The organism is Bradyrhizobium sp. 26S5 (genome assembly GCF_036923295.1).
GTDB classification, from domain to species: domain Bacteria; phylum Pseudomonadota; class Alphaproteobacteria; order Rhizobiales; family Xanthobacteraceae; genus Bradyrhizobium; species Bradyrhizobium septentrionale.
Genome location: NZ_CP145948.1, coordinates 4,446,216 through 4,465,504 on the forward strand (window position 1 = coordinate 4,446,216; position 19,289 = coordinate 4,465,504).

Annotated in this window: 24 protein-coding genes; 14 read left to right on the forward strand and 10 right to left on the reverse strand. The window is 63.9% G+C overall.

What is annotated here, in order from left to right:
• The first annotated feature begins 19 nt into the window (after positions 1 to 19).
• A complete protein-coding gene (locus V5279_RS20440) occupies positions 20 to 1,615 on the forward strand; it encodes a hypothetical protein (protein WP_338700402.1) in 1,596 nt (531 codons plus the stop codon).
• Positions 1,616 to 1,650: 35 nt separating this feature from the next.
• Here V5279_RS20440 and V5279_RS20445 read toward each other — a convergent pair whose 3' ends face one another.
• From V5279_RS20445 to V5279_RS20475, 7 genes are all read right to left on the reverse strand, one after another.
• A complete protein-coding gene (locus tag V5279_RS20445; RefSeq protein ID WP_029082208.1) occupies positions 1,651 to 1,887 on the reverse strand; it encodes a hypothetical protein in 237 nt (78 codons plus the stop codon).
• A 353-nt stretch (positions 1,888 to 2,240) separates the two neighbouring features.
• Entirely contained in the window at positions 2,241 to 2,411 is a 171-nt protein-coding gene (locus tag V5279_RS20450) for a hypothetical protein (protein WP_338700406.1), read from the reverse strand.
• Between the two features lie 9 nt (positions 2,412 to 2,420).
• Positions 2,421 to 2,651, reverse strand: a complete 231-nt coding sequence (locus V5279_RS20455; protein WP_166204618.1) for a DUF6894 family protein — start codon at positions 2,649 to 2,651, stop codon at positions 2,421 to 2,423.
• A 141-nt stretch (positions 2,652 to 2,792) separates the two neighbouring features.
• Positions 2,793 to 3,137: a tRNA-binding protein gene (locus V5279_RS20460; RefSeq protein ID WP_338700409.1), complete on the reverse strand. Its 345-nt coding sequence runs from the start codon at positions 3,135 to 3,137 to the stop codon at positions 2,793 to 2,795.
• On the reverse strand, positions 3,137 to 3,763 hold the full coding sequence (locus V5279_RS20465) for a LysE family translocator (protein ID WP_166294827.1): 627 nt from the start codon (positions 3,761 to 3,763) through the stop codon (positions 3,137 to 3,139). The genes V5279_RS20460 and V5279_RS20465 overlap by 1 nt, the downstream gene beginning before the upstream one ends.
• A gap of 17 nt (positions 3,764 to 3,780) precedes the next feature.
• Positions 3,781 to 4,653, reverse strand: a complete 873-nt coding sequence (gene pdxY / locus V5279_RS20470; RefSeq protein WP_166294829.1) for a pyridoxal kinase PdxY — start codon at positions 4,651 to 4,653, stop codon at positions 3,781 to 3,783.
• 10 nt (positions 4,654 to 4,663) lie between these two features.
• Positions 4,664 to 4,837 (reverse strand): hypothetical protein, encoded by a 174-nt coding sequence (locus V5279_RS20475; protein WP_166204622.1) that lies wholly within the window; start codon positions 4,835 to 4,837, stop codon positions 4,664 to 4,666.
• A gap of 993 nt (positions 4,838 to 5,830) precedes the next feature.
• Between V5279_RS20475 and V5279_RS20480 the strand changes: the two genes are divergently transcribed.
• The gene (locus V5279_RS20480; protein ID WP_166294831.1) at positions 5,831 to 6,082 is read left to right on the forward strand and encodes a hypothetical protein; all 252 of its coding nucleotides are present in this window, start codon (positions 5,831 to 5,833) and stop codon (positions 6,080 to 6,082) included.
• 85 nt (positions 6,083 to 6,167) lie between these two features.
• The gene (locus V5279_RS20485) at positions 6,168 to 6,839 is read left to right on the forward strand and encodes an FMN-binding negative transcriptional regulator (protein ID WP_338700416.1); all 672 of its coding nucleotides are present in this window, start codon (positions 6,168 to 6,170) and stop codon (positions 6,837 to 6,839) included.
• Between the two features lie 207 nt (positions 6,840 to 7,046).
• On the opposite strand, the gene V5279_RS20490 is transcribed toward V5279_RS20485, so the two are convergent.
• Entirely contained in the window at positions 7,047 to 7,847 is an 801-nt protein-coding gene (locus tag V5279_RS20490; protein WP_338700418.1) for an alpha/beta fold hydrolase, read from the reverse strand.
• A 115-nt stretch (positions 7,848 to 7,962) separates the two neighbouring features.
• Here V5279_RS20490 and V5279_RS20495 point away from each other — a divergent pair, with 115 nt between their 5' ends.
• From V5279_RS20495 to V5279_RS20525, 7 genes are all read left to right on the forward strand, one after another.
• Positions 7,963 to 8,901, forward strand: a complete 939-nt coding sequence (locus V5279_RS20495) for a LysR family transcriptional regulator (protein ID WP_338700420.1) — start codon at positions 7,963 to 7,965, stop codon at positions 8,899 to 8,901.
• A 557-nt stretch (positions 8,902 to 9,458) separates the two neighbouring features.
• Positions 9,459 to 10,196, forward strand: a complete 738-nt coding sequence (locus V5279_RS20500; RefSeq protein WP_338700422.1) for an ROK family protein — start codon at positions 9,459 to 9,461, stop codon at positions 10,194 to 10,196.
• Positions 10,197 to 10,319: 123 nt separating this feature from the next.
• Entirely contained in the window at positions 10,320 to 10,580 is a 261-nt protein-coding gene (locus V5279_RS20505; RefSeq protein ID WP_029082201.1) for a PepSY domain-containing protein, read from the forward strand.
• A 266-nt stretch (positions 10,581 to 10,846) separates the two neighbouring features.
• Complete coding sequence (locus tag V5279_RS20510) at positions 10,847 to 12,130, forward strand: cystathionine gamma-synthase family protein (protein WP_338700427.1); 1,284 nt, start codon at positions 10,847 to 10,849, stop codon at positions 12,128 to 12,130.
• A gap of 128 nt (positions 12,131 to 12,258) precedes the next feature.
• Positions 12,259 to 12,567, forward strand: a complete 309-nt coding sequence (locus V5279_RS20515; RefSeq protein WP_338700429.1) for a putative quinol monooxygenase — start codon at positions 12,259 to 12,261, stop codon at positions 12,565 to 12,567.
• Positions 12,564 to 13,088: a hypothetical protein gene (locus tag V5279_RS20520; protein ID WP_338700431.1), complete on the forward strand. Its 525-nt coding sequence runs from the start codon at positions 12,564 to 12,566 to the stop codon at positions 13,086 to 13,088. The genes V5279_RS20515 and V5279_RS20520 overlap by 4 nt, the downstream gene beginning before the upstream one ends.
• A gap of 295 nt (positions 13,089 to 13,383) precedes the next feature.
• Entirely contained in the window at positions 13,384 to 14,349 is a 966-nt protein-coding gene (locus tag V5279_RS20525) for an IS110 family transposase (protein ID WP_338692355.1), read from the forward strand.
• A gap of 229 nt (positions 14,350 to 14,578) precedes the next feature.
• Here the strand turns inward: V5279_RS20525 and V5279_RS20530 are convergent, their stop codons facing one another.
• Positions 14,579 to 15,568, reverse strand: a complete 990-nt coding sequence (locus V5279_RS20530) for an LLM class flavin-dependent oxidoreductase (protein WP_338700433.1) — start codon at positions 15,566 to 15,568, stop codon at positions 14,579 to 14,581.
• Between the two features lie 440 nt (positions 15,569 to 16,008).
• On the opposite strand from V5279_RS20530, the gene V5279_RS20535 reads away from it, so the two are divergent.
• Entirely contained in the window at positions 16,009 to 16,275 is a 267-nt protein-coding gene (locus tag V5279_RS20535) for a hypothetical protein (RefSeq protein ID WP_338700435.1), read from the forward strand.
• Between the two features lie 317 nt (positions 16,276 to 16,592).
• Positions 16,593 to 16,982 (forward strand): aspartate 1-decarboxylase, encoded by a 390-nt coding sequence (panD, locus tag V5279_RS20540; RefSeq protein ID WP_338700437.1) that lies wholly within the window; start codon positions 16,593 to 16,595, stop codon positions 16,980 to 16,982.
• A gap of 3 nt (positions 16,983 to 16,985) precedes the next feature.
• Here the strand turns inward: panD and V5279_RS20545 are convergent, their stop codons facing one another.
• Entirely contained in the window at positions 16,986 to 17,771 is a 786-nt protein-coding gene (locus V5279_RS20545; RefSeq protein WP_338700439.1) for a hypothetical protein, read from the reverse strand.
• 95 nt (positions 17,772 to 17,866) lie between these two features.
• Between V5279_RS20545 and V5279_RS20550 the strand changes: the two genes are divergently transcribed.
• Both V5279_RS20550 and V5279_RS20555 read left to right on the forward strand, forming a co-directional pair.
• Positions 17,867 to 18,067, forward strand: a complete 201-nt coding sequence (locus V5279_RS20550) for a hypothetical protein (protein ID WP_338701918.1) — start codon at positions 17,867 to 17,869, stop codon at positions 18,065 to 18,067.
• 73 nt (positions 18,068 to 18,140) lie between these two features.
• Positions 18,141 to 19,274 (forward strand): metallophosphoesterase, encoded by a 1,134-nt coding sequence (locus V5279_RS20555; RefSeq protein ID WP_338701310.1) that lies wholly within the window; start codon positions 18,141 to 18,143, stop codon positions 19,272 to 19,274.
• Positions 19,275 to 19,289 lie beyond the last annotated feature (15 nt).

A 19,289-nucleotide genomic window follows, 5' to 3' on the forward strand; every position in this document is an offset into this window, starting at 1 on the left:
GACATGTTCGGGGCCTCTCATGAAGACATGGCTTGTCGGAATCGTGCTGCCGCTGCTGGTCGCAATGGCAATCGTGGCGTCGCCATTGCGGCCGGTTGCGCAGACCCAGTCCTCCTATCAGCCGCAGGCGCAGTTCTGCGTCACCGGCAACACCGGCGCGCTGTGCTCGAAGCTGCCGGCCTATATCGGCCCGGATTCGCGGCTCGGACTGACCGTCGGTTACAACGGCCTCTATGGTGATCCGCCCCGGAGTGCATCCGAGGATGTGCAGACGCCGTTCGACAATATGGCCTGGCAGATGTTCGTGGCGCTCAACTGGGCGGCAAGCGGCGCGGAGCAACCGGCCGCACAGGGGCTGACGGCGCCGGGACCGCGGGTCTGGCAGACCTATCCCAAGGTCAGCTCGCTGTTCGGCAATTCGAAGGTGAGGGCCGGCTGCCCCCAGGCGCTTGCCCTGCCGATCTTCTATATCGGCTCCTACGGCAACGGTAAGCCGGCGCCGAACAACGAGGAGTTCCTGCAGGCCTCGACCAATCTGCCGCTGATCGATGTCAACGGCAACTGGACGCTGTTCGAGCGGCGCGTCAATGCGATCGAGGCGTCGTATCTGCGCGCGCCGCAGGGACTGTCGGCGCAGACGCTGACGACGCGCGACGGGCAGCGCAATTTCATCAAGGCCAATCCGAAGGGCGCCGATTTCACCGCGTCGGCGTCGGTGCCCGACGGCAAGAACGGCTCGATCGAGATCAAGGCGGCCTGGCGCATCCTCGATCCGGCCAAGGACGACGCGTCGAAATATTACACGCAGAACATCCTGCTCGCCGTCTCCGGCGATCTCGTCCGCAACGGCAAGCCATTCTGCCGCAGCGAGAAGGTGGGGCTGGTCGGCATGCATATCCTGCAGCGCAATCCGTTCGTCGAGCAGAACAAGGCGCTGCTGCCGCAATGGATCTGGGCGACCTTCGAGCATGTCGACAACGCGCCGCTGGCGCAGGCGCCGTGCAACGTGTCGAACGGCTGCGGCAGCGCCACGTCGCCGACCTACTGGATCAACAAGCCGAGCTGCGGCCCGGCGGCGACAGCGCCCGGTGCGCATTATTCCTTCTACGACCCGGCGCAGTCGGGGCTCGGCACCAATATCGCGCCGCAGGGTCTGCTCGGCACCAAGACGCAATTCCCGTGGAATCCGACGCGGCCCTATGCGCACGGCGCGACCAGCCAAGCAACGGCGATACCGCAGGCGGTGCGCTGCTGGCAGATCTATCCGACGACGACGGTGTTGAACGAGCAATGGCGGATGGCGCTGGGCTCGCTGAAGAGCGTGTTCCAGAATTACATGCTGATCGGCACACAATGGGGCGGGCAGCTCGAACCGCCGACGCCGCCGAATCCCGTGCCGGCCAATGCGGTGCCGGGCATGCTCTCCAACACCACGCTGGAGACCTACATCCAGAACTACAATGGCAGCGATCCGAGCCTGCCGGGTCCTGGCTCCTGCGTCAGCTGTCACAACTTCGCGACACTGGTCGACAACAAGACGTCGGCCAATTTCAGCTTCCTGCCGAGCCTGGTCGACCCGGTCGCCGGGCGCAGCATGATCAGGACCGCGCGCTGACCGGTGCGGTCCTTAAGGCCTCAAGCGTGCCGGCGCTAGCCGATCCGGCGCCACCGCGGCACCGGATCGAGCGGCGTGCGGTAGAGCTCACGCCGGTCGATGTCGGTGACGCGCACGGCACAGCCGCGTGCCTTCAGCTCCGGCTTGACCTGCGACAGCTCGCAGGCGAGCTGGTCGGCGCGATCAGAGGCGAGGCTGATGTCTTCGAGGATGATGGTTCCTTGATTGCGGAACTCGTCCCCCACCACGAGATCGAAGGTGTAGTACGGCATTCCGAAGTCTCCGTTTCGGTTTGCATCACAGGGTAACACTGAGTCGTGCATTCCCTAAGATGCGTGGCGCACAATCGTCGGGCGATCGCGCAAAAACGGTGTGCAGCACATCCAGCACGATGAACGATCAAGCACGCGTCGCACGGCGAAGGAGTCCTGTGAGCCAGCTCACCGCCATGCCGTTAAGATTTGATTAAAGCTGTCGTCGCAAGCTTGGGCCCAAGTGGAATGGCAAGTGGAATTGCGGCGGAACCGGGCTCCGGGAACCGGCAGCTGCAGGAGAAGGCCGGTGGCGTAACGCCCGCCGGCCTTTTCTCGTCGCGGATGCGGTTTTCGTCGCGAACGACTCGGAACTAGTCGCGCAGCGTGGCTTGCCTGGCGCGGCATTTCGGACCGGGCCCGCGCATGTAATACAGCTCGGGGCGATAGGGGTGGCAGATGCTCTCGATCAGCGCCAGGCAATCCGCAACGAGGCGGGCAAGGCGGCGGCGCAGGGGCTGCAAGGTGAGTTCCATCGATTTCATGACATGCCCTCAGTGCAGCTCGCCGAGCACGGCAGTGAAGGGCAGGTCGAAGATCTCGGTGCCGATATCGTCGGTGACGTGGACCGCCCAGTTGCGCCAGTCTTCCGCGCTCGGTGTCATCATGTAGCTGCGGGCCAGCTGCTCGGCATACACGCGCACGTCCGTCAGATCCATCGCGGTGCCGATGCGATCCAGGATCACGTGCTTGTCGTCGGAGCAGTGAAAGAAAACTGCAGACATCTTCCAATTCCCATGCCGAAGCGATTCTCACGCACAAAAATAGCAGTGCGCGTGGGCACGGAGAATCCGGGTCATCCCCCATCGGTAAACTACGGGGATTCCTGACGATTTGAATCACGCGGCCGTGATTGGCGGTTAAGGTTAAAAGATCGGCTCACCGACCGCCACCTCGCCGCGCGGGCCGAGCACGATCACCCTGCCATCTGCGTCCTTCGCCCCGAGAATCAGCAGTTCCGAGGTGAAACCAGCGATGTTCTTCGAACCGAGATTGCAGACGCACACCACCAGCGAGCCGAGCAGCGCCGCCGACTCGTAATTGGTGATCTGCGCGCTCGACCACATGATCCGATCAGTGCCGACGTCGACGCCGACCTTGTAGGAGGGATTGCGGGCGCGCGGAAACGGCTGCACCTCGACGACCCTGCCGATCCGGATATCGAGGCGGGCGAAGTCGTCGTAGCTGGCTTGCGGCTTGAGCGGGACCATCAGCGCTCCTGGAAGGCGAGGCGGACGCCGAGCGCGATATAGATCGTGCCGACAACACGGCCCTGCCATTGCCCGATGCGGCGATGCCGCCTGATCCACGGGCTGATCTGGCCGGCGGCGAGCGCGAGCAGCGAGGTGTAGGCCGCGCTCATCGCGACGAAGATCAGGCCAAGCGTCGCGAACTGCGCCACCGCCGAGCCGTGGCCGGAGTGGACGAACTGCGGCAGGAAGGCGAGGAAGAACAGCGCGGTCTTCGGATTGAGCATTTCCGCCCAGATCGCCTGCCGGAACGCGCGCCGCGGATCGACCGGCTGCGACGCCGGCAGATGCAGCTCGTCATTCTTCTCGAACAGAGCGCGGACGCCGAGCACGATCAGGTAGATCACGCCGGCATATTTCACGATCGAGAACGCCAGCGCCGAGGTCATCAGCACGGCCGAAAGGCCGAACGTTGCCATCGCGGTGTGGACGAGGTCGCCGAGCGCGATGCCGAACCCGGTCGCGACGCCGACGCGTCGCCCGCCGGTCGCCGAGCGCGCGAGCACCAGCAGCACGGCCGGCCCGGGAATCAGGAACAGGCCGAGCACGACGGCGGCGAAAGTGAGGAGGGTGGTGATATCGATCATCGGACGTGTCCCGGATGTCAGGCAGCGGAAATGGCGATCGCTGCGAAGCGTGGCTTCGGATCAAGCATCACGTCGGCGCTTTCGACAATGCGCATTTCCTCGGTTCCCCTCTGCGCCGTACGCTGCAGCACACCGTGGATGCCTGACGCGGCATGGCTCAGCGCGTCCGGTGTCGCGAGGCCGCGCACGCGGGCGGCGACGAACAGGGCGGCGAACAGGTCGCCGGTGCCGGACGGGCTGATCGGCACCCGCGGGGTGCGCACGCGCCAGGCCCCAACGCTATCAGGACCGGTACGCTCGATCGCCAGCGTCTCGATCTCGCCGTCGGGTGTGCCGGCAAGCTCGGCGCTGGTGATGACGATGGTCGAAGGACCCCGCGCCATCAGCGCGCGGGCCTGCCCGATGACGTCATTGATTGTCGTGACGCGCTCGCCGCAGAGGAATTCGAACTCGAAATGATTGGGCGTGATGATGTCGGCGAGCGGGCAGAGCTGGTCGCGCACCAGCGGCGGAATGTCCGGTCGGACGAACATGCCGCGGTCGCGATCGCCGAGCACGGGATCGCAGCAATAGAGCAGGCCCGGGTTCGCGGCCTTGGCGCGGGTGACGAAATCGGCGACGTCGATGGCGATATCGGCCGAGCCGAGATAGCCCGACAGGATCATCCGCGCGCTTTCCACCGCGCCGCGCTCCTCGATGCCGCGCAAGAGGTCGGCGACCAGCTGCACGTCGAGCACCCGGCCGCGGATGGTCGGATAGCCCGGCCGGTTGCTGAGCAGCGTGGTCGGCACGGCGACGACATCGATGCCATGCAGCTGGATCGGAAAAATGGCGGCGCTGTTGCCGACGTGGCCCCACGCGACCTGCGACTGGATCGAGATGACGGTCATGCCCTCGGCATCACCCGAACAGCGCGGCATAGATCACGTAGAGCCAGCCCAGGATGCCGTGGATGATCGCCCACAGGATCGAATGGTTGTTGGTGTAGGAGATCGCAATCGCCAGCGCCGAGCCGAACCCGACGCCATATTTCGCACCCTCGACGCGGACGCCATAGTATCGATTGCCGTTCATGGGGGTCCTTCCAGCGGGAGGGCGTGAGACTGGTGACAGCGTAACCCGCCGATTGTCATGAGTTCAACGGCGGATCGCGCTTTGCGCGGGGATGACGGGGTAGGTTCGGATTCGAATGTCAAACGGCTCGTTCGGTGTCATCACCCGCGGATGCGGGTGATCCAGTATTCCAGAGACGCCGGTGCTGGAGCCGAAAGGCCGCGGCGTACTGGATCGCCCGGTCAAGCCGGGCGATGACAGTGTGGGTGGGGACACAGCTTCGCATTCTCGCGGCGCGCTCTGCCCGAGCTTTGCTCTTCGTTTCGCCCTCTCTCTTGAAGAGGGCGCAGAGAAAGCCGGGTGCCGATCGCACCCATGGGTCCCGTGCAACAAAAAGCACGGGAGGTAGGACCACAGGTGTAACCGGAGACTCCGGCCTTCCCTGCGCGATGGCTTTACGGCTTACTTCGTGCTCTCCCCGGCGAGACTTGGCTTGTTTGTCACCGCCTTCGCAAAACGCTGTCGCGCCTTGCTTGGGGACACCGGCCGCTAGGGCGTCAGGACCACACGACTTCACCGTCCGCTTCACACGCATTCGTCGACTGCGCGCTCGGCGTCCACCGCATCTCACCGCAACACCCGTGACGATCGCGAAGCGCCCCTCGATCGGGTGAGACGGGCGATTGAACATTTGAGTTGGGTGAAACGCCAAGCGGAATATTTTCTTATTGCGATACTGACAGGTTTTGCCGAGTTGCCCGTCGGGTTGATTTGTCGCAGGCGGCGCAACCGGATTTGATTTGCGACCCCTGTGCCGGGGACCTCGCCGGTCACGGTCCGATCAACCGATTGTGTCGGATCGCAGTGGAAGAGGATGCGCGGTTCGACCGTCCTGTATCCAAACGCTTGCCCATGGCGTCGGAACCAGCCGGCGATCGATCATGGTGTGAGCGCGAACCGATCGGCAGGCGGGCGAGCAATGCCCCGGCGTGCCTGATACAACAGGAGCAACTCATGATCAGGATCAAACACATCGCGGCGGGATTGGCCGCTCTCGCCATGCTGACGACATCGGCAATCGCGCACGAGGCCCCGGCGGCCGGGCCATACGCGTTCGCGAAGGGTCATGCCGGCGCCGCTGCCGCCAGCCACTGGAGCGGCGGACCTCCGCACATGGCGGCTCCGCGCTTCGGCGAGTCCGAGGCGCAGCCCCGCGACCTGCCCGGCGGCGTCTGCGATGTCGGCGACAACGCGATGATCTGCTGAGCCTGATGATGCATGGCGGTGATATCAGGCGAAACTTGCGCTAGCCTTGGTGGGTCGTCTCCCTCCAGCCGCGAGCGCCGCCGCCATGCACATCCTGCGTCCCCAGTTTCGCATCGAGCAAGACCTCGCGCTGGCCTTTGCGGCGGCGCGCGGCTTCGGCGCCATCGTCGCTGCCGATGCGCGCGGCCCGCGGGCCTCGCACGTGCCGTTCGTGATCGAGCGGCGCGACGATCGCGTGATCGTGCAGATCCATCTCACCGCGAAGAACCCGCTGGTCGAGCTTGCCGACGGTGTCAGGCGCTTCCTGCTGATCGTCTCCGGCGACGACGCCTATATCTCGAACGACCGGTACGTCTCGCGCGACAACGTCTCGACCTGGCTCTATGAATCGGTGCATTTGTCAGGCGTCGCGCATCTGCGCGGGCTCGACGAGAACCGCGGCCATGGCGATGCGCTGCTCGCGGCCTCCGAGGCGCGGCTGCCGAAGCAGCCCTGGGACCTCGCGCAGATGGAGCCCACCAAGCGCGAACAGATGCTGTCGGCGATCCGGGTGATCAATCTCGTCGTCGACGAGATCGAGGGCCAGTCGAAGCTCAATCAGCACAAGAGCGATGCGGACTATGTCGCGCTGGTCAATCGCCTCGCGGATGCGGAGGAGACGGCAAGCCGCCGGCTGGCCGCGAAGATGCGCGCGCTGCGGCCGGAGCTTGAATACCAGAATACGGAGTGGCGCGCAGGGCGGGTTAGCGAAGCGTAACCCGCCGTGGTCGCGTCGTAGACAGATGGCGGATAACGCCGGAGCCTGTCATCGGGCCGCGCTTCGCGCGGACCCGGTGGGCTAATCCGTCCTACAAAGTGCATCTGCATCGAGGTTGCGAGCGTGTTGTTAAGAAATGCGTCGCGCTGATTTTTTCGATTCCGATTCGTTCTTTGCGAACAAAATGGAATCGGATGGGGAACGCAGTCAGGACGCGAACTGCAAGAAGCTCGTGACCTCGCTGTTGAATCGGTCTTCCTGCTCGACATTGAGGATGTGGACGCCGGGCAACAGAACGAGCTTTGCATTGACGATCGTCGCGGCGATCTCTTCGCTGTGACTGGCCCGTGTGACGGTGTCGCTCTCGCCGCCGATGACCAGGGTCGGCGCCGCAATCAGTGAGATTGCCCGGCGTAGATCGACATCGCGCAGGGCCGCGTAACATCCGGCAAGACCGCGCGGCGGGGTGGTCAGCACCATGTTACGGAATCCGTCGACGACCTCGATCGGCTCGGCCAGCATCGTCGCGGGAAACCAGTTGCGCATGAAGCCGTCTGCGATTCCATTCATATCCGGAGCAGCCAACACCGTGCGGATCTGCTCGTCGAACGACAGTTCCGACGCGAGATACGACGAGGTGTTCGACAGGATGAGGTGGCGGATGCGTTCGGGCGCGAAGATGCCGAGCCACTGCCCGATGAATCCGCCCAAGGACAAACCGAGGAAATGCGCCCGTTCGATCTTGAGGACGTCGAGCAGTTCGACGACATCTCGGCCAAGGCGGTCCAGCGAATAGGCGCCCGCGGGCGCGTCCGAACCGCCGTGACCGCGGGTGTCGTAGCGGAGAAGGCGAAAGGATCGGCTCAGCGCCGGCACCGAACGATCCCACATGTGCAGGTTGGTGGCGATCGAGTTCGATAGCACGAGCACCGGCCGGTTGTCAGGACCATCGATCCGGTACGCAATCCGGCAGCCGTCCCCCGTCGTGAAGTGCTGATCGCCGCTCATCTCAGTAATCCCTTCTGCTGGTGGAAGCCGACGGCTTCGCGTCGAGCCAGGCTAGGACTCGCCCTTGCGAGAGAAAATTACTAAGATTGATCAATCCCTGTAGGGTTTATGGACAATGGATCACATCAAGCTCCACGATTTGCGCTGCTTTGACGCTGTCGCGACGAAAGGCAGCTTTCAGGCCGCCGGAGCCGCCCTGAACCGATCGCACCCATCGGTGTTCGCTGCGGTCGCCCGCCTCGAGCAACAGCTGGGCCTCACGCTGTTCGATCGCAGCGGATACCGCGTTGGGCTGACGGACGCCGGTCGGACGTTTCACGAGCGTGCGCAGATGACGCTGCGCGAACTCGATCTGCTGCAGACCTATGCTGACCAGCTCGTCAGCGGAGAAGAGGTTGTCCTGCGTGTCATAATTGGCGACCTGTGCCCTCGGCCGCCCGTCCTGCAAATGCTCTCGCGGTTCTTTGCCCGGTACCCCAAGACGCGCCTGCACCTGGAATATGAGGCTATCGGGGGACCTCTGGAGCGCTTGATCGAAGGTGACGCCGACCTCGTGTTTCATCGTGCGGACCCGTCAGATCCGCTCTTCGAACAGGTCAAGCTCTCAACCACGGCAATGGTGCCGGTTGTCGCTCCCGGGTTTCTGCCATTTGCGCGGACCAGTGAGATCACGCCGGAGCGGATGCGTCCCTTCACGCAGTGCGTCATTCGCGATACGGCGCGGCGACTGTCGTCGGAAAACTTCTTCCTGATCGGCGGTGCCCATCAATGCACGGTGCCGGATCAGGCGATGAAGAAGGAGCTGATCCTTCACGGTCTCGCATGGGGTCATCTGCCCGCGTGGCTGATCGAGGATGAGCTCGAGGACGGCAGACTGATTAGCATCGCTGGACCGAATCTTCCGGGCCGCGAGGAAAATCTGGCGGCAATCCGCCATCGCCAACATTCGCACGGACCGGTCGCCGAAGCGCTTTGGCTTCACCTCGAAGGCTGGCGGCTCGCCCGGCGCGCGGGGCGGGCTGGCAAACGGGTCCGCGCAAAGCGCGGCCGATGACACTAAAGCGCGATGAGTCTCAGGTTGTATTCATCATCGCGCCTTAGCCCTTTGTTTGAGCATGATCTTTTCGAAAGATCGCTTCGCACTTTTCCGGATCATGCTTTAGCCGTAACTCGCCGCAGTCATCCGCGGAGAGGCGGCGGATTACGCTTGCGCTAATCCGGCCTACAAAGTGCATCAGCATCAAATCGTGCGAACGTGTTGTTAAGAAACGCTTCGCGTCAATTTTTCGATTCCGATTCGTTCCTCGCGAACGAAATGGAGTCGAATGGGGAACACGACCGTGATGCGGCCTGTCGCTTTCTCTGAGAGACAACCGTGCGCAGCGCGCCTGAACTTCTCGGCGATACTCCGCGCCGAGCGCAATAATCCCACCATGGCACAACATCGATTGCCCGGACGCGACCCGTGGATGCATCTTGTTAACGCCTGAGCTGCGCCGACTTTTTCGATTCCGATTCGTTCCCCGCGAACAAACTGGAGTCAGATGCGGAACGCGGCTGTGGCGCGCGAAGCGTTTCTCTGCTCCACTTGGCGCGCAGGAGAGTGGACTGATGGCCAGGAAAGCAGTCAAGATGGCAACCAGGACATCGAGAAAGCCGGCGTCGCGGCGCACGGTGCTGGCGATCGACATCGGCGGCACGCATGTCAAGGTCATGACCGACAGGGAGCGCATCAGGCGCGAATTCGAGTCGGGTCCAAACCTGTCCGCGACCGAGATGGTGCGGCAGGTCAAGACGCTGACCAAGGACTGGTCCTATGATGTGATCTCGGTCGGCTATCCCGGGCCGGTGGTTCACAACCGTCCGCTCGCCGAGCCGCACAATCTCGGCCGCGGCTGGGCCGGATTCGATTTTCACGCGGCGTTCGGCCGTCCGACCAAAGTCGTCAACGACGCGCTCATGCAGGCGATCGGCAGCTACCAGGGCGGGCGAATGCTGTTTCTCGGTCTCGGCACCGGACTCGGCTCCGCGATGATCGTCGAAGGCGTGTTCGAGCCGATGGAGTTGGGTCATCTGCCGTACCGCAAGGGTGCGACGTTCGAGGACTATGTCGGCGCCGCAGGCCTCGAGCGTCGCGGCCGCAAGAAATGGCGCAAGAGCGTCGACGACGTCATCGCGCGCCTGTCGGCCGCGCTGGAGCCCGACTACATCGTGCTCGGCGGCGGCAATGCCGACAAGGTCGACAACCCGCCGCCCAAGGTGAGGTTCGGCGACAATGCCAACGCATTCGAGGGCGGCTTCCGGATGTGGAAGAAGGGCACGGGCAAGGCGAGCAGCGCGCCGCGTTGACGCCGGAAACGCCACCAAATTGCCGCAACTGCCGAAGTTTCACGCTGCTCCGTCATCCCTGTTCCCGGAACTGATCGGGTGCGCCGCTCGTTTTATGCGGCATAACATCCATGAGGAGTGACAATGCGAAGCTTGATTATTCCACTCGTCGCGGCGCTTGCGATCGGCGCGGCGACGCCGGCGATGGCCTTTGATTCCGGCAGCCAGATCTCGATGGAGGCGGCGCTCGACGTCGCGACCAATCTCGGCATCGTGACGGTGTCCAACACCCAGTTCCTCGGCGACGAGTGGGAGGTCGAGGGCCGCGACCGTCTCGGCCGCTGGATGCAGGTCGATGTCGACGCGCGGACCGGCGAGGTGCGCAATGTGGACCGCGGCTGGTAGCCACGTCTTCTCTCGGTGTGAGCAAGTCACACGTAGCCCGCATCGGCGGCTTTTCTTGATGTCAGCCGGCAGGTGACACGCGCGACCTGCGATACTGACTACGGTTTTCGGACGGCCGGCGGCGCAGGGCGCACGCCGGCCGTTTGTTATCCAGAACTGCACGATGCCGTGCTTTGGCGGAATGGCACAAAGGTGGAGTATGCTTGCGGCAGATTCTTAAGGTCCGGCCGCCGATGCGGCGCCCCCTCAAGACAAGGAGACAGGCCGTGGTCAAACCGTTTCCGTCCAGAACCCACATCGGCAACCACTTGCTGCATCCGGAAACCCAGATGCTGAATTACGGCTACGACCCGCAATTGTCGGAGGGCGCGGTCAAGCCGCCGGTGTTCCTGACCTCGACCTTCGTGTTCCGGACCGCCGAGGACGGCAAGGACTTCTTCGATTTCGTCGCAGGCCGGCGCGAGCCTCCGGAAGGGATGGGGGCAGGGCTGGTCTATTCGCGCTTCAATCATCCGAACAGCGAGATCGTCGAGGACCGGCTTGCGATCTATGAGCGCACTGAAAGCTGCGCGCTGTTTTCCTCGGGCATGTCGGCGATCTCGACGACGATCTTCGCCTTTGCGCGGCCCGGCGACGTGATCCTGCATTCGCAGCCGCTCTATGGCGGCACCGAAACGCTGTTCACCAGGACGCTCGCGGGCTTCTCGATCAGCGCGGTGGGCTTTGCCGACGGCCTCGACGAGAGCGTCGTCCGCGCTGCCGCTGACGAAGCGATGAAGAAGGGCCGGGTTGCGATGATCTTCATCGAGACCCCGGCCAATCCAACCAACGGCCTGGTCGATATCGCGCTTATCAGGCGCATCGCCGACATGATCGGCAAGGCGCAGGGCTTTACCCCGATCATCGCTTGCGACAACACGCTGCTCGGGCCGGTGTTTCAACGGCCGATCGAGCATGGCGCCGATCTGTCGCTGTACTCGCTGACCAAATATGTCGGCGGCCATTCCGACCTGATCGCGGGCGCAGCCCTCGGCTCGAAGAAGCTGATGAAGGACGTCAAGGCGCTGCGCGGCGCGATCGGCACCCAGCTCGACCCGCATTCCTGCTGGATGATCAGCCGCTCGCTGGAGACGCTGAGCCTGCGCATGGAAAAGGCCGACCGCAACGCACGGATCGTCGCCGACTATCTGCGCGACCATCCCAAGGTGGCGCAGGTGCACTATCTGGCGCATCACGATGCGGCCTCGCTTGCCGGCCGCGTATTCGCCAGCCAGTGCTCCGGCGCCGGCTCGACCTTCGCCTTCGACATCGTCGGCGGGCAGGAGGCCGCGGAGAAATTCCTCAACAGCTTGCAGATCTTCAAGCTCGCGGTGAGCCTCGGCGGCACTGAGTCGCTCGCGAGCCTGCCGGCCACGATGACGCATTCCGGCGTGCCTGCGGATATCAGGAAGAAGATCGGCGTGCTGGATACGACGATCCGGCTCTCGATCGGGATCGAACATCCCTCGGACCTGGTGGCCGACATCGCGCAGGCGTTGAGCAGGGTGTGAGCGTGTAGATGAGCGTGTAGGATGGGGTGAGCGAAGCGAAACCCATCACTTTGTATCCGCGGCGCAAATGATGGGTATCGCTTCGCTCCACCCATCCTACTGGCTACCAGATTTTCTGGAGAAGCAGCATGTTGACGATCACGGCGGTCATCAGAGCGAAGAAAGGCCACGAGGCGACGATGCGTCAGGCCCTGCTCGATGTCGTCGACCACGTCCGGGCCAATGAGCCTTCCACTATCGGCTATTACGTGTCGCAGGATGCGTCGGATCCCTGCGTGTTCGCGACCTATGAGCGATATCTGGATCAGGCGGCCATGGACCGGCACAACAATTCGCCGGCCGTGGCGCGGTTCTTCGATGTCGCGAAGTCGATCCTCGATGGCGATGTGATCCTGGTTTCGGCGAACGAGATTGCGAGCAAAGGCGATGCGAAATGACGGATGAGCGCGCCTCGGCATCGTGCCGCTGCGGCAAGGTCGCGCTCGAGATCGCAGGATCCCCAATCCTGCGGGGCATCTGCTATTGCGCGAGTTGCCAGCAGGCGGGGCGGCGGCATCAGGCGGTATCCGGCGCCGATGCTGTTTTGGCCGAGGATGGCGGCACGGACTACGTGCTCTATCGCAAGGATCGCGTGCGCTGTAGCAGTGGCGGAGAGCTCCTGGAGGAGCGGCGGTTGAAACCGGAGTCGCCGACGAGGCGGATGGTCGCGCGCTGTTGCAACACGGCCATGTTCCTCGACTTCACCAGGGGACACTGGCTCACGCTCTATCGCGGCCGCTTGCTCGGCGACATCCCGCCGGCAACCATGCGGATGATGACGGCCGACCGGCCCGAGGGTGTGATCTTGCCGGACGATATCGCCAACTATCCAGGCCACTCCGGAAAGTTCATGCTGAAGCTGCTCGGCGCGTGGATGGCGATGGGGTTCCGCCGACCGGCCGTTGAGGGCGTGCCGTAGGCGAGTAATCCGTAGGATGGAGCGAAGCGATACCCATCATGTACTGCACGAAAGTCGATGGGTATCGCTAGCGCTCCACCCATCCTTGTATTAGCGCGCTGGGTTAGACTGGCCTCGTTCCGTGAGGAATGGCCCAGCTCGGGTGGCCGCCCGGGCTGGGCCGCTGATCGATCGGATCGTTACCCATCGAAGCCTTGAGGGCTGTTATTCGTAGCAAGATCGCGATCGGCACTTCATCGGGACCCGCATGGTTGAACGAACTTTAGGTTCGCATCACAAGGGAGGGTCGAGGAAGATGGCCAAGCGTACCACAATCTGTGCCGGGATCGATACCGGCAAACGGAAGCTCGACGTGGCGCTCGATGACGGCTCGGAGCAGCTGCAGGTGGAGAACACGGCGGAAGGTTACAAGACGCTGTTGGAGTGGCTTGGGCGCCATAAGGTCAGGCGAATTGGGATCGAGGCGAGCGGTGGCTATGAGCAGCCGGTCGTCGTCGAGCTGCGGCGCAAGCGGTTTGTCGTCGTGGTGTTCCAGCCGGCGCAGGTGCGTGCCTATGCCAAATACCGCGGGCAGCGTGCCAAGAACGATCGGATCGATGCCGCGCTGATCGCCGCATGCACCGCTGCGGTCAAGAAGATCCACCCGGCACCCGATGCAAGATTGCCGCCCTTGGCCGGGCATCTGACGCTGATCGATCAGATCGGAGAAGATATCGCGCGGTTCAAGAACCGGCTCGAGAGCTGCCGCGACGCGCGTATCCAAAAGCTCTGGAAGGACGACATCGCCCGTCTGGCCAAGCGCGAACGCGTCGAGTTCAAGGCTCTGGTGGCAGCGATCCGCAAGCAGCACGATCTCGCCGCTCGGCTCGACCTGATCTACAGCGTCGGTGGGGCCGGGCTGCCGACTGCGGTCTCCGTCCTGGTCCGGATGCCCGAGATCGGCCAGGTCAGCCGCGAGCAGGCCGCAGCACTTGCGGGCCTTGCGCCTTATGACGACGACAGCGGCGAACACATCGGCGCTCGTCACATCGACGGTGGACGCAAACGTCTGCGCCATGCGCTCTATGCTGCGGCGCTGGCGGCGTCTTTCCGCTGGAATCCGCAGCTCATGGCCCTGTACAAACGATTGATCGCCGCCGGCAAAGGCCACAAGCGTGCCCTGATCGCCTGCGCCAGGAAGTTGCTCATCTTCATCAACACCGTGGTGGCCCGAGCGACCCCTTGGCAAGCTCACTTGCCAGTCGTCGCCCCGGCGACCTGAAGCGTTTCTTTGTTCGATCGGGGCACCGTTTCTTCGTCCCGACCTGCCGTCACAAGGACGCCGCGCACAGCGGCCGTCAAGGATGGCCGTCGCTCAAATGCTGCCACATCCCACCCTCGACAGGCCACGCCTTGATGGCCGCGAGCACGGCGTCAGTCTCAACGGCGATCGGGCAATTCAATCGCACACAACCGAAAGAGCTAATGGTTGCTACGTGCTGCAACGATGGTCAGGCAGTAATCCGACCCGCTTGAGCGATCAGCTCGAACGATCGCAGCCGCTTCTGGTGATCGTAGACGTCGGACACGATCATGAGCTCGTCGGCGCCTGTCTCCGCCACCAGCGCCTCGATCCCGGCACGCACCGTGTCGGGCGAGCCGATGATGGAGCGCTCCAGCATCCGCATCGCCTGGACCTTTTCCGACGGCGACCAATAGGTCTCGATGTCGTCGATCGGCGGTTGGCTGAGGCCGCGCGCGCCGCGGAAGATGTTGGTGAACGACATCTGCTGCGTGGTCGCAAGGCGCCGCGCTTCGGCGTCGGTGTCGGCCGCGATGATGTTGACGCCGACCATGGTGTGGGCCCGCTCGAGCTGTTCCGACGGCTTGAAGCGCGCGCGGTAGATCTGCAGCGCCTGGATGAGGAGCTCGGGAGCAAAATGCGAGGCGAAGGCGTAGGGCAGGCCGAGCTCGCCGGCCAGCATCGCGCCGAAATTGCTCGACCCCAAAATCCACAGCGGCACGTCGGTGCCCGCAGCCGGGACCGCCTGGATACGCTGGTTGGGACCGGCGGCCGCCAGGAAGGCCTGCACCTCGAGCACGTCCTGCGGAAAATTCTCGGCGGATTCCGGCGTGCGGCGGAGCGCGCGCAGCGTCAGCTGATCCGTGCCCGGCGCGCGGCCGAGGCCGAGGTCGATGCGATCGGGGAACAGCCGCGCCAGCGTGCCGAACTGCTCGGCAATGACGTAAGGCGCGTGGTTCGGCAGCATGATGCCGCCGGCGCCGACGCGGATGGTTTTCGTGCCCGCCGCGATATGCCCGATCACGACCGATGTCGCGGCGCTCGCGATACCCGCCATGTTGTGGTGCTCCGCCACCCAGATGCGGCGATAGCCCCAAGCCTCGGCATGCACGGCGACATCGCGCGCGTTGTACAGCGCGCCGCGCGCATCGGTCTCCTCAGTGACGCGGACGAGATCAAGGATGGACAGTGCGGTCACGGGGGCTCCGGAACAGGCGGTGCGTGGGGGACGAGGCCGGTGGTATCAGGCTGTGTCCGGGTGAGGGCGGAGCGGCTGATATCAGCCGGTTCGTCCGTCCCATATGGATAGTGCCGCTGAGCGGGTCAATCTGCTGAGCCCTTTCGGCGATCGACTGGCAGCGTTGCGCGACGACATCGATGTGAAACTCGTCGTCCGTCGCGTGGCGTGATCATCGTGTCGATCGCGAAAGCGCGCTGCGCGTCGACGTCGCACAGCACAGCGCGCCGATCCCTGTTCGCGTCACGCGCTGTGCCGACAGGGCGACGACCCGCGCCTGTCATGCGATTCGATGCACTTGCATCCATCATCACAAAATTGTGCAATGCGTCATGTATGGTATTGCGGTGCAGCAAATCGAGCATTAGCTCGATATTCCAATGCTATCGAGGAGAAGTGACGTGAAGAAGATCTCTCTGTCCATCGCGGCCGCCATCGTTGCGGTGACCGCTGTGACCGCCGGCGCGGCGGAACTGCCGGCCTATGAAAAGGCGGGCTTGCCGATCTCGCCCGTGCAGGTCCAGCTGCTCGGTGCGGCCGGTGTCCAGCAGCAGTCGTCGGTGGCGAATTCGGCCACGCCGCATCAACGCAGCGTCCTGACGTCGCGCAAGGTCACGACCGCGACCGCGCCGGGCCGGACCGAAACGGTCGGACGCTCCACGCGCTGAGGACAACGAACAGGGCGGGTTGGCCAACGGGTCCGCACAACGCGCGTCCCCCGGGCCAATCCGCCAATCGCTCGCTGTCTGCCAAACAATTGCGAGACAAGAATCTGCTCCCTGATCGTGGATCTGCAGCGCGATCGTTCTCGGATCGTTGCGATCCGTAGCCCATTCCCACCACAGCGATCCGCGATCTCAGAACAATCGTATCGACGCAAGGGCGCACGCGCGGCGCGCCTTTGCGCTGTGAAGATTGACCCGGCGTCGTGAGGCCCGTATTGGCGAGCACGAAAATTCCGACGCAACGATACGGGATGGCCTCGATGCAAGTGACTTTGATGAAGGGCAAGATTCATCGCGCGCGTGTCACCGAAGCGGACTTGCACTACGAGGGATCGATCTCGATCGACCGCAATCTGATCGAGGCCGCCGGCTTCCTGATCAACGAACGCGTCGACATCTACAACATCGACACCGGTGCGCGGTTCTCGACCTATGTGATCGAGGCGCCGGCCGGCTCCGGCACCATCGGCCTCAACGGCGCCGCCGCGCGCCTCGCCATGGCGGGCGACAAGGTGATCATCGTCGCCTATGCCGGCTTCGATGCCGAGGAGGCGCGCAGGTTTCGGCCGCGCGTGGTGATCGTCGACGAGAACAACCGGCGGGTGGAGGCGGCTGGCGTTTCAGCGGCTGTTGCGCTGGCCGACGCGTAGGGCCTAGCTCGCAGCGTCGTTCAACCGACGGCCGCCGGCGGAGAAACGCCGCGTCAGCCCCCAGACGACGGCGGCCGTGGCTGCCGTCGCGATCAGATGCTTCAAGGTGTGTCCGCTGACGAAGCCGAGCGTGCCGGCGATCTGATGGTCGAGCACCTCAGTGATCTTGGCCAGAACATACAGCACCATTGCGGTGGCGAAAGCCATGCGATCGGCGCGCGGCGCGCGATAGATCGACTGCCAAAGCGGGATCAGGATGAGCGGGAGCACCTGCAACAACAAATACGGCCGCAAATCGTCCGCGCCATGGCTGTCGGTGAAGACCCACCATGCGACGCTGGCTGTGGCAAACAGCCCGAGCACGATCGCTTCGATGTCGGTCCTCAATCCGGGCCTTGTGTCTCCGCGGACGCCGACCAGCAGGCCGGCGCAAGCAAGCGCGATCGGCAGGCGGTCCCAGATCAGGCGGGCATTGCCGGGGTCGAGGTGATAGTACGCGGACCCGAAGGCGGTCAGGAACAGTCCGATCAGGAACAAGCGGTAGCCGGGCCATCCGGCGCGCAGCTGATCGCTGTTGCGCCAGGGGCGGAGGGTCAGCCAGCCCCAGATCGCGACCAGCGCGAACCCGGCGTTGGACAACACATCGGCTGCGTGGTGAATGCCAGAGATGACGGACCGGTCGGCGAAATCATTGTAGTCGGCCGGCTGCGCAATGCGTCCGTGCACCGCGAGGATTGCGATGATGCCTGACGTGATGACCGTCGGAGCGTACTTGACCCACGATTTCACGGGCCGGTCGGGCCCAATCGATCGGTCCGTCCAAGACGTGGTTTGCATCGCCGGCTCCGTCAAAATTGAACACTGTTCAATAATAGATCAAGAAAATGAGCGATGTTCAAGTTCTATTTCGGGAGGATCGCTTGATGATGCCGATAGGGAAGGTGCCTGGAGACCTCCGCCAAACCTTCAACGCGGCCTTCGGCTTTGCCGGGGCGACGGCTGCAGCGGCGTCAGCCTTGCTCCACAGCGAAGCTACCAGCACGCAGGGCGTTTCAGCGAAGCGCAACTCGCCGAAAATGTGCTGACGATGGCGGCTTACGCCTGCGGCCGATCCACCCTACGTTCGCTGAGCGCCGACCGCACAGCCCCACCGATCCAATCCGGAGCGAACCGATTCCCCAGCTCAGCCTGACCAGTCTGCTGATCCTGGCCCGCTTCATCTGGCCGCTCGACTGGCCGCTCCCGGCAAAGATCGTCGCCGCGGTGCTCGTGCTGGTCGCCTTGCAGTTTCACCGCTGGAACAGACTGTCGTCGGGATCGGAATTCTCGCCGGAGTTTCCGCGTCCGGTGGTCGTCCTCTTCAACTGGGCGTTCGGTGCGATCGTCCTGCTGGCGCTGCTGCAACTGGCGCTTGATGCCGGATTGCTGGTCACCGCGCTGATCCACGGCGGCATCGTGGGCGCGCCCGACGGCGTCCGCTACGCACTTGCGGCGCTGGCGGCCGTCGCCGCCGCGATCGGCGTCCATCAGGCCATGCGAATTCCGCCGTTGAAAGATGTCGAAGTCGGCATCCGCGGACTTCCGCCAGAGTTCGACGGCTACACCATTCTGCAACTGACCGATCTTCACATCAGCCGGCTGTTTCCTGCGCCATGGGCGCGTGCCGTCGTCGCGCGATCGAACAAGCTCGGCGTGGACCTGATCGCGATCACGGGCGACCTGATCGACGGCACAGTCGATGCGCGGCGCAAAGACGTTGAGCCGTTGCGGGACCTGCAGGCGGCCGATGGCGTCTACGTGATCTCGGGCAATCACGAATATATCTTCGGCTACGACATGTGGATGGCGCACTATGCCGCGTTGGGCCTGCGCTCGCTCGAGAACAGGCACGTCGTTCTCGAGCGCGGTGCTGGCCGCCTGGTGATCGCAGGGATTACCGACCGCGCGTCGCGCCGCAGGGGGCATCCCGTCCGCGACCTTGCCGCGGTTCTCGACGGCGCCCCCAAGGGCGCGCCTGTCATCCTGCTCGACCACCAGCCGAGCGACGCACGAAACGCCGCTCGGGTCGGCGTCGCCCTGCAACTCTCCGGACACACGCATGGTGGATTGATCCTGGGGATAGACCGCCTGGCCGCGCGCGCCAACGCCGGCTTCGTCTCCGGCCGCTACGACGTCGAAGGGATGACGCTCTACGTCAACAACGGCACCGCGCTTTGGCCGGGTTTTGCCTTGCGGCTCGGTCGCCCGTCCGAATTGACGCGGATCACGTTGCGTGTGGCTGACGACGCCTGAGTGATTTGTTCCGCA

Bases quoted from the DNA above. Each gene is read 5' to 3' on its own strand.
- V5279_RS20440 (WP_338700402.1), top strand. From the start codon at position 20: ATGAAGACATGGCTTGTCGGAATCGTGCTGCCGCTGCTGGTCGCAATG.
- V5279_RS20445 (WP_029082208.1), bottom strand. From the start codon at position 1,887: ATGCCGTACTACACCTTCGATCTCGTGGTGGGGGACGAGTTCCGCAAT.
- V5279_RS20450 (WP_338700406.1), bottom strand. From the start codon at position 2,411: ATGAAATCGATGGAACTCACCTTGCAGCCCCTGCGCCGCCGCCTTGCC.
- V5279_RS20455 (WP_166204618.1), bottom strand. From the start codon at position 2,651: ATGTCTGCAGTTTTCTTTCACTGCTCCGACGACAAGCACGTGATCCTG.
- V5279_RS20460 (WP_338700409.1), bottom strand. From the start codon at position 3,137: ATGGTCCCGCTCAAGCCGCAAGCCAGCTACGACGACTTCGCCCGCCTC.
- V5279_RS20465 (WP_166294827.1), bottom strand. From the start codon at position 3,763: ATGATCGATATCACCACCCTCCTCACTTTCGCCGCCGTCGTGCTCGGC.
- pdxY (WP_166294829.1), bottom strand. From the start codon at position 4,653: ATGACCGTCATCTCGATCCAGTCGCAGGTCGCGTGGGGCCACGTCGGC.
- V5279_RS20475 (WP_166204622.1), bottom strand. From the start codon at position 4,837: ATGAACGGCAATCGATACTATGGCGTCCGCGTCGAGGGTGCGAAATAT.
- V5279_RS20480 (WP_166294831.1), top strand. From the start codon at position 5,831: ATGATCAGGATCAAACACATCGCGGCGGGATTGGCCGCTCTCGCCATG.
- V5279_RS20485 (WP_338700416.1), top strand. From the start codon at position 6,168: ATGCACATCCTGCGTCCCCAGTTTCGCATCGAGCAAGACCTCGCGCTG.
- V5279_RS20490 (WP_338700418.1), bottom strand. From the start codon at position 7,847: ATGAGCGGCGATCAGCACTTCACGACGGGGGACGGCTGCCGGATTGCG.
- V5279_RS20495 (WP_338700420.1), top strand. From the start codon at position 7,963: ATGGATCACATCAAGCTCCACGATTTGCGCTGCTTTGACGCTGTCGCG.
- V5279_RS20500 (WP_338700422.1), top strand. From the start codon at position 9,459: ATGGCCAGGAAAGCAGTCAAGATGGCAACCAGGACATCGAGAAAGCCG.
- V5279_RS20505 (WP_029082201.1), top strand. From the start codon at position 10,320: ATGCGAAGCTTGATTATTCCACTCGTCGCGGCGCTTGCGATCGGCGCG.
- V5279_RS20515 (WP_338700429.1), top strand. From the start codon at position 12,259: ATGTTGACGATCACGGCGGTCATCAGAGCGAAGAAAGGCCACGAGGCG.
- V5279_RS20520 (WP_338700431.1), top strand. From the start codon at position 12,564: ATGACGGATGAGCGCGCCTCGGCATCGTGCCGCTGCGGCAAGGTCGCG.
- V5279_RS20525 (WP_338692355.1), top strand. From the start codon at position 13,384: ATGGCCAAGCGTACCACAATCTGTGCCGGGATCGATACCGGCAAACGG.
- panD (WP_338700437.1), top strand. From the start codon at position 16,593: ATGCAAGTGACTTTGATGAAGGGCAAGATTCATCGCGCGCGTGTCACC.
- V5279_RS20550 (WP_338701918.1), top strand. From the start codon at position 17,867: ATGAGCGATGTTCAAGTTCTATTTCGGGAGGATCGCTTGATGATGCCG.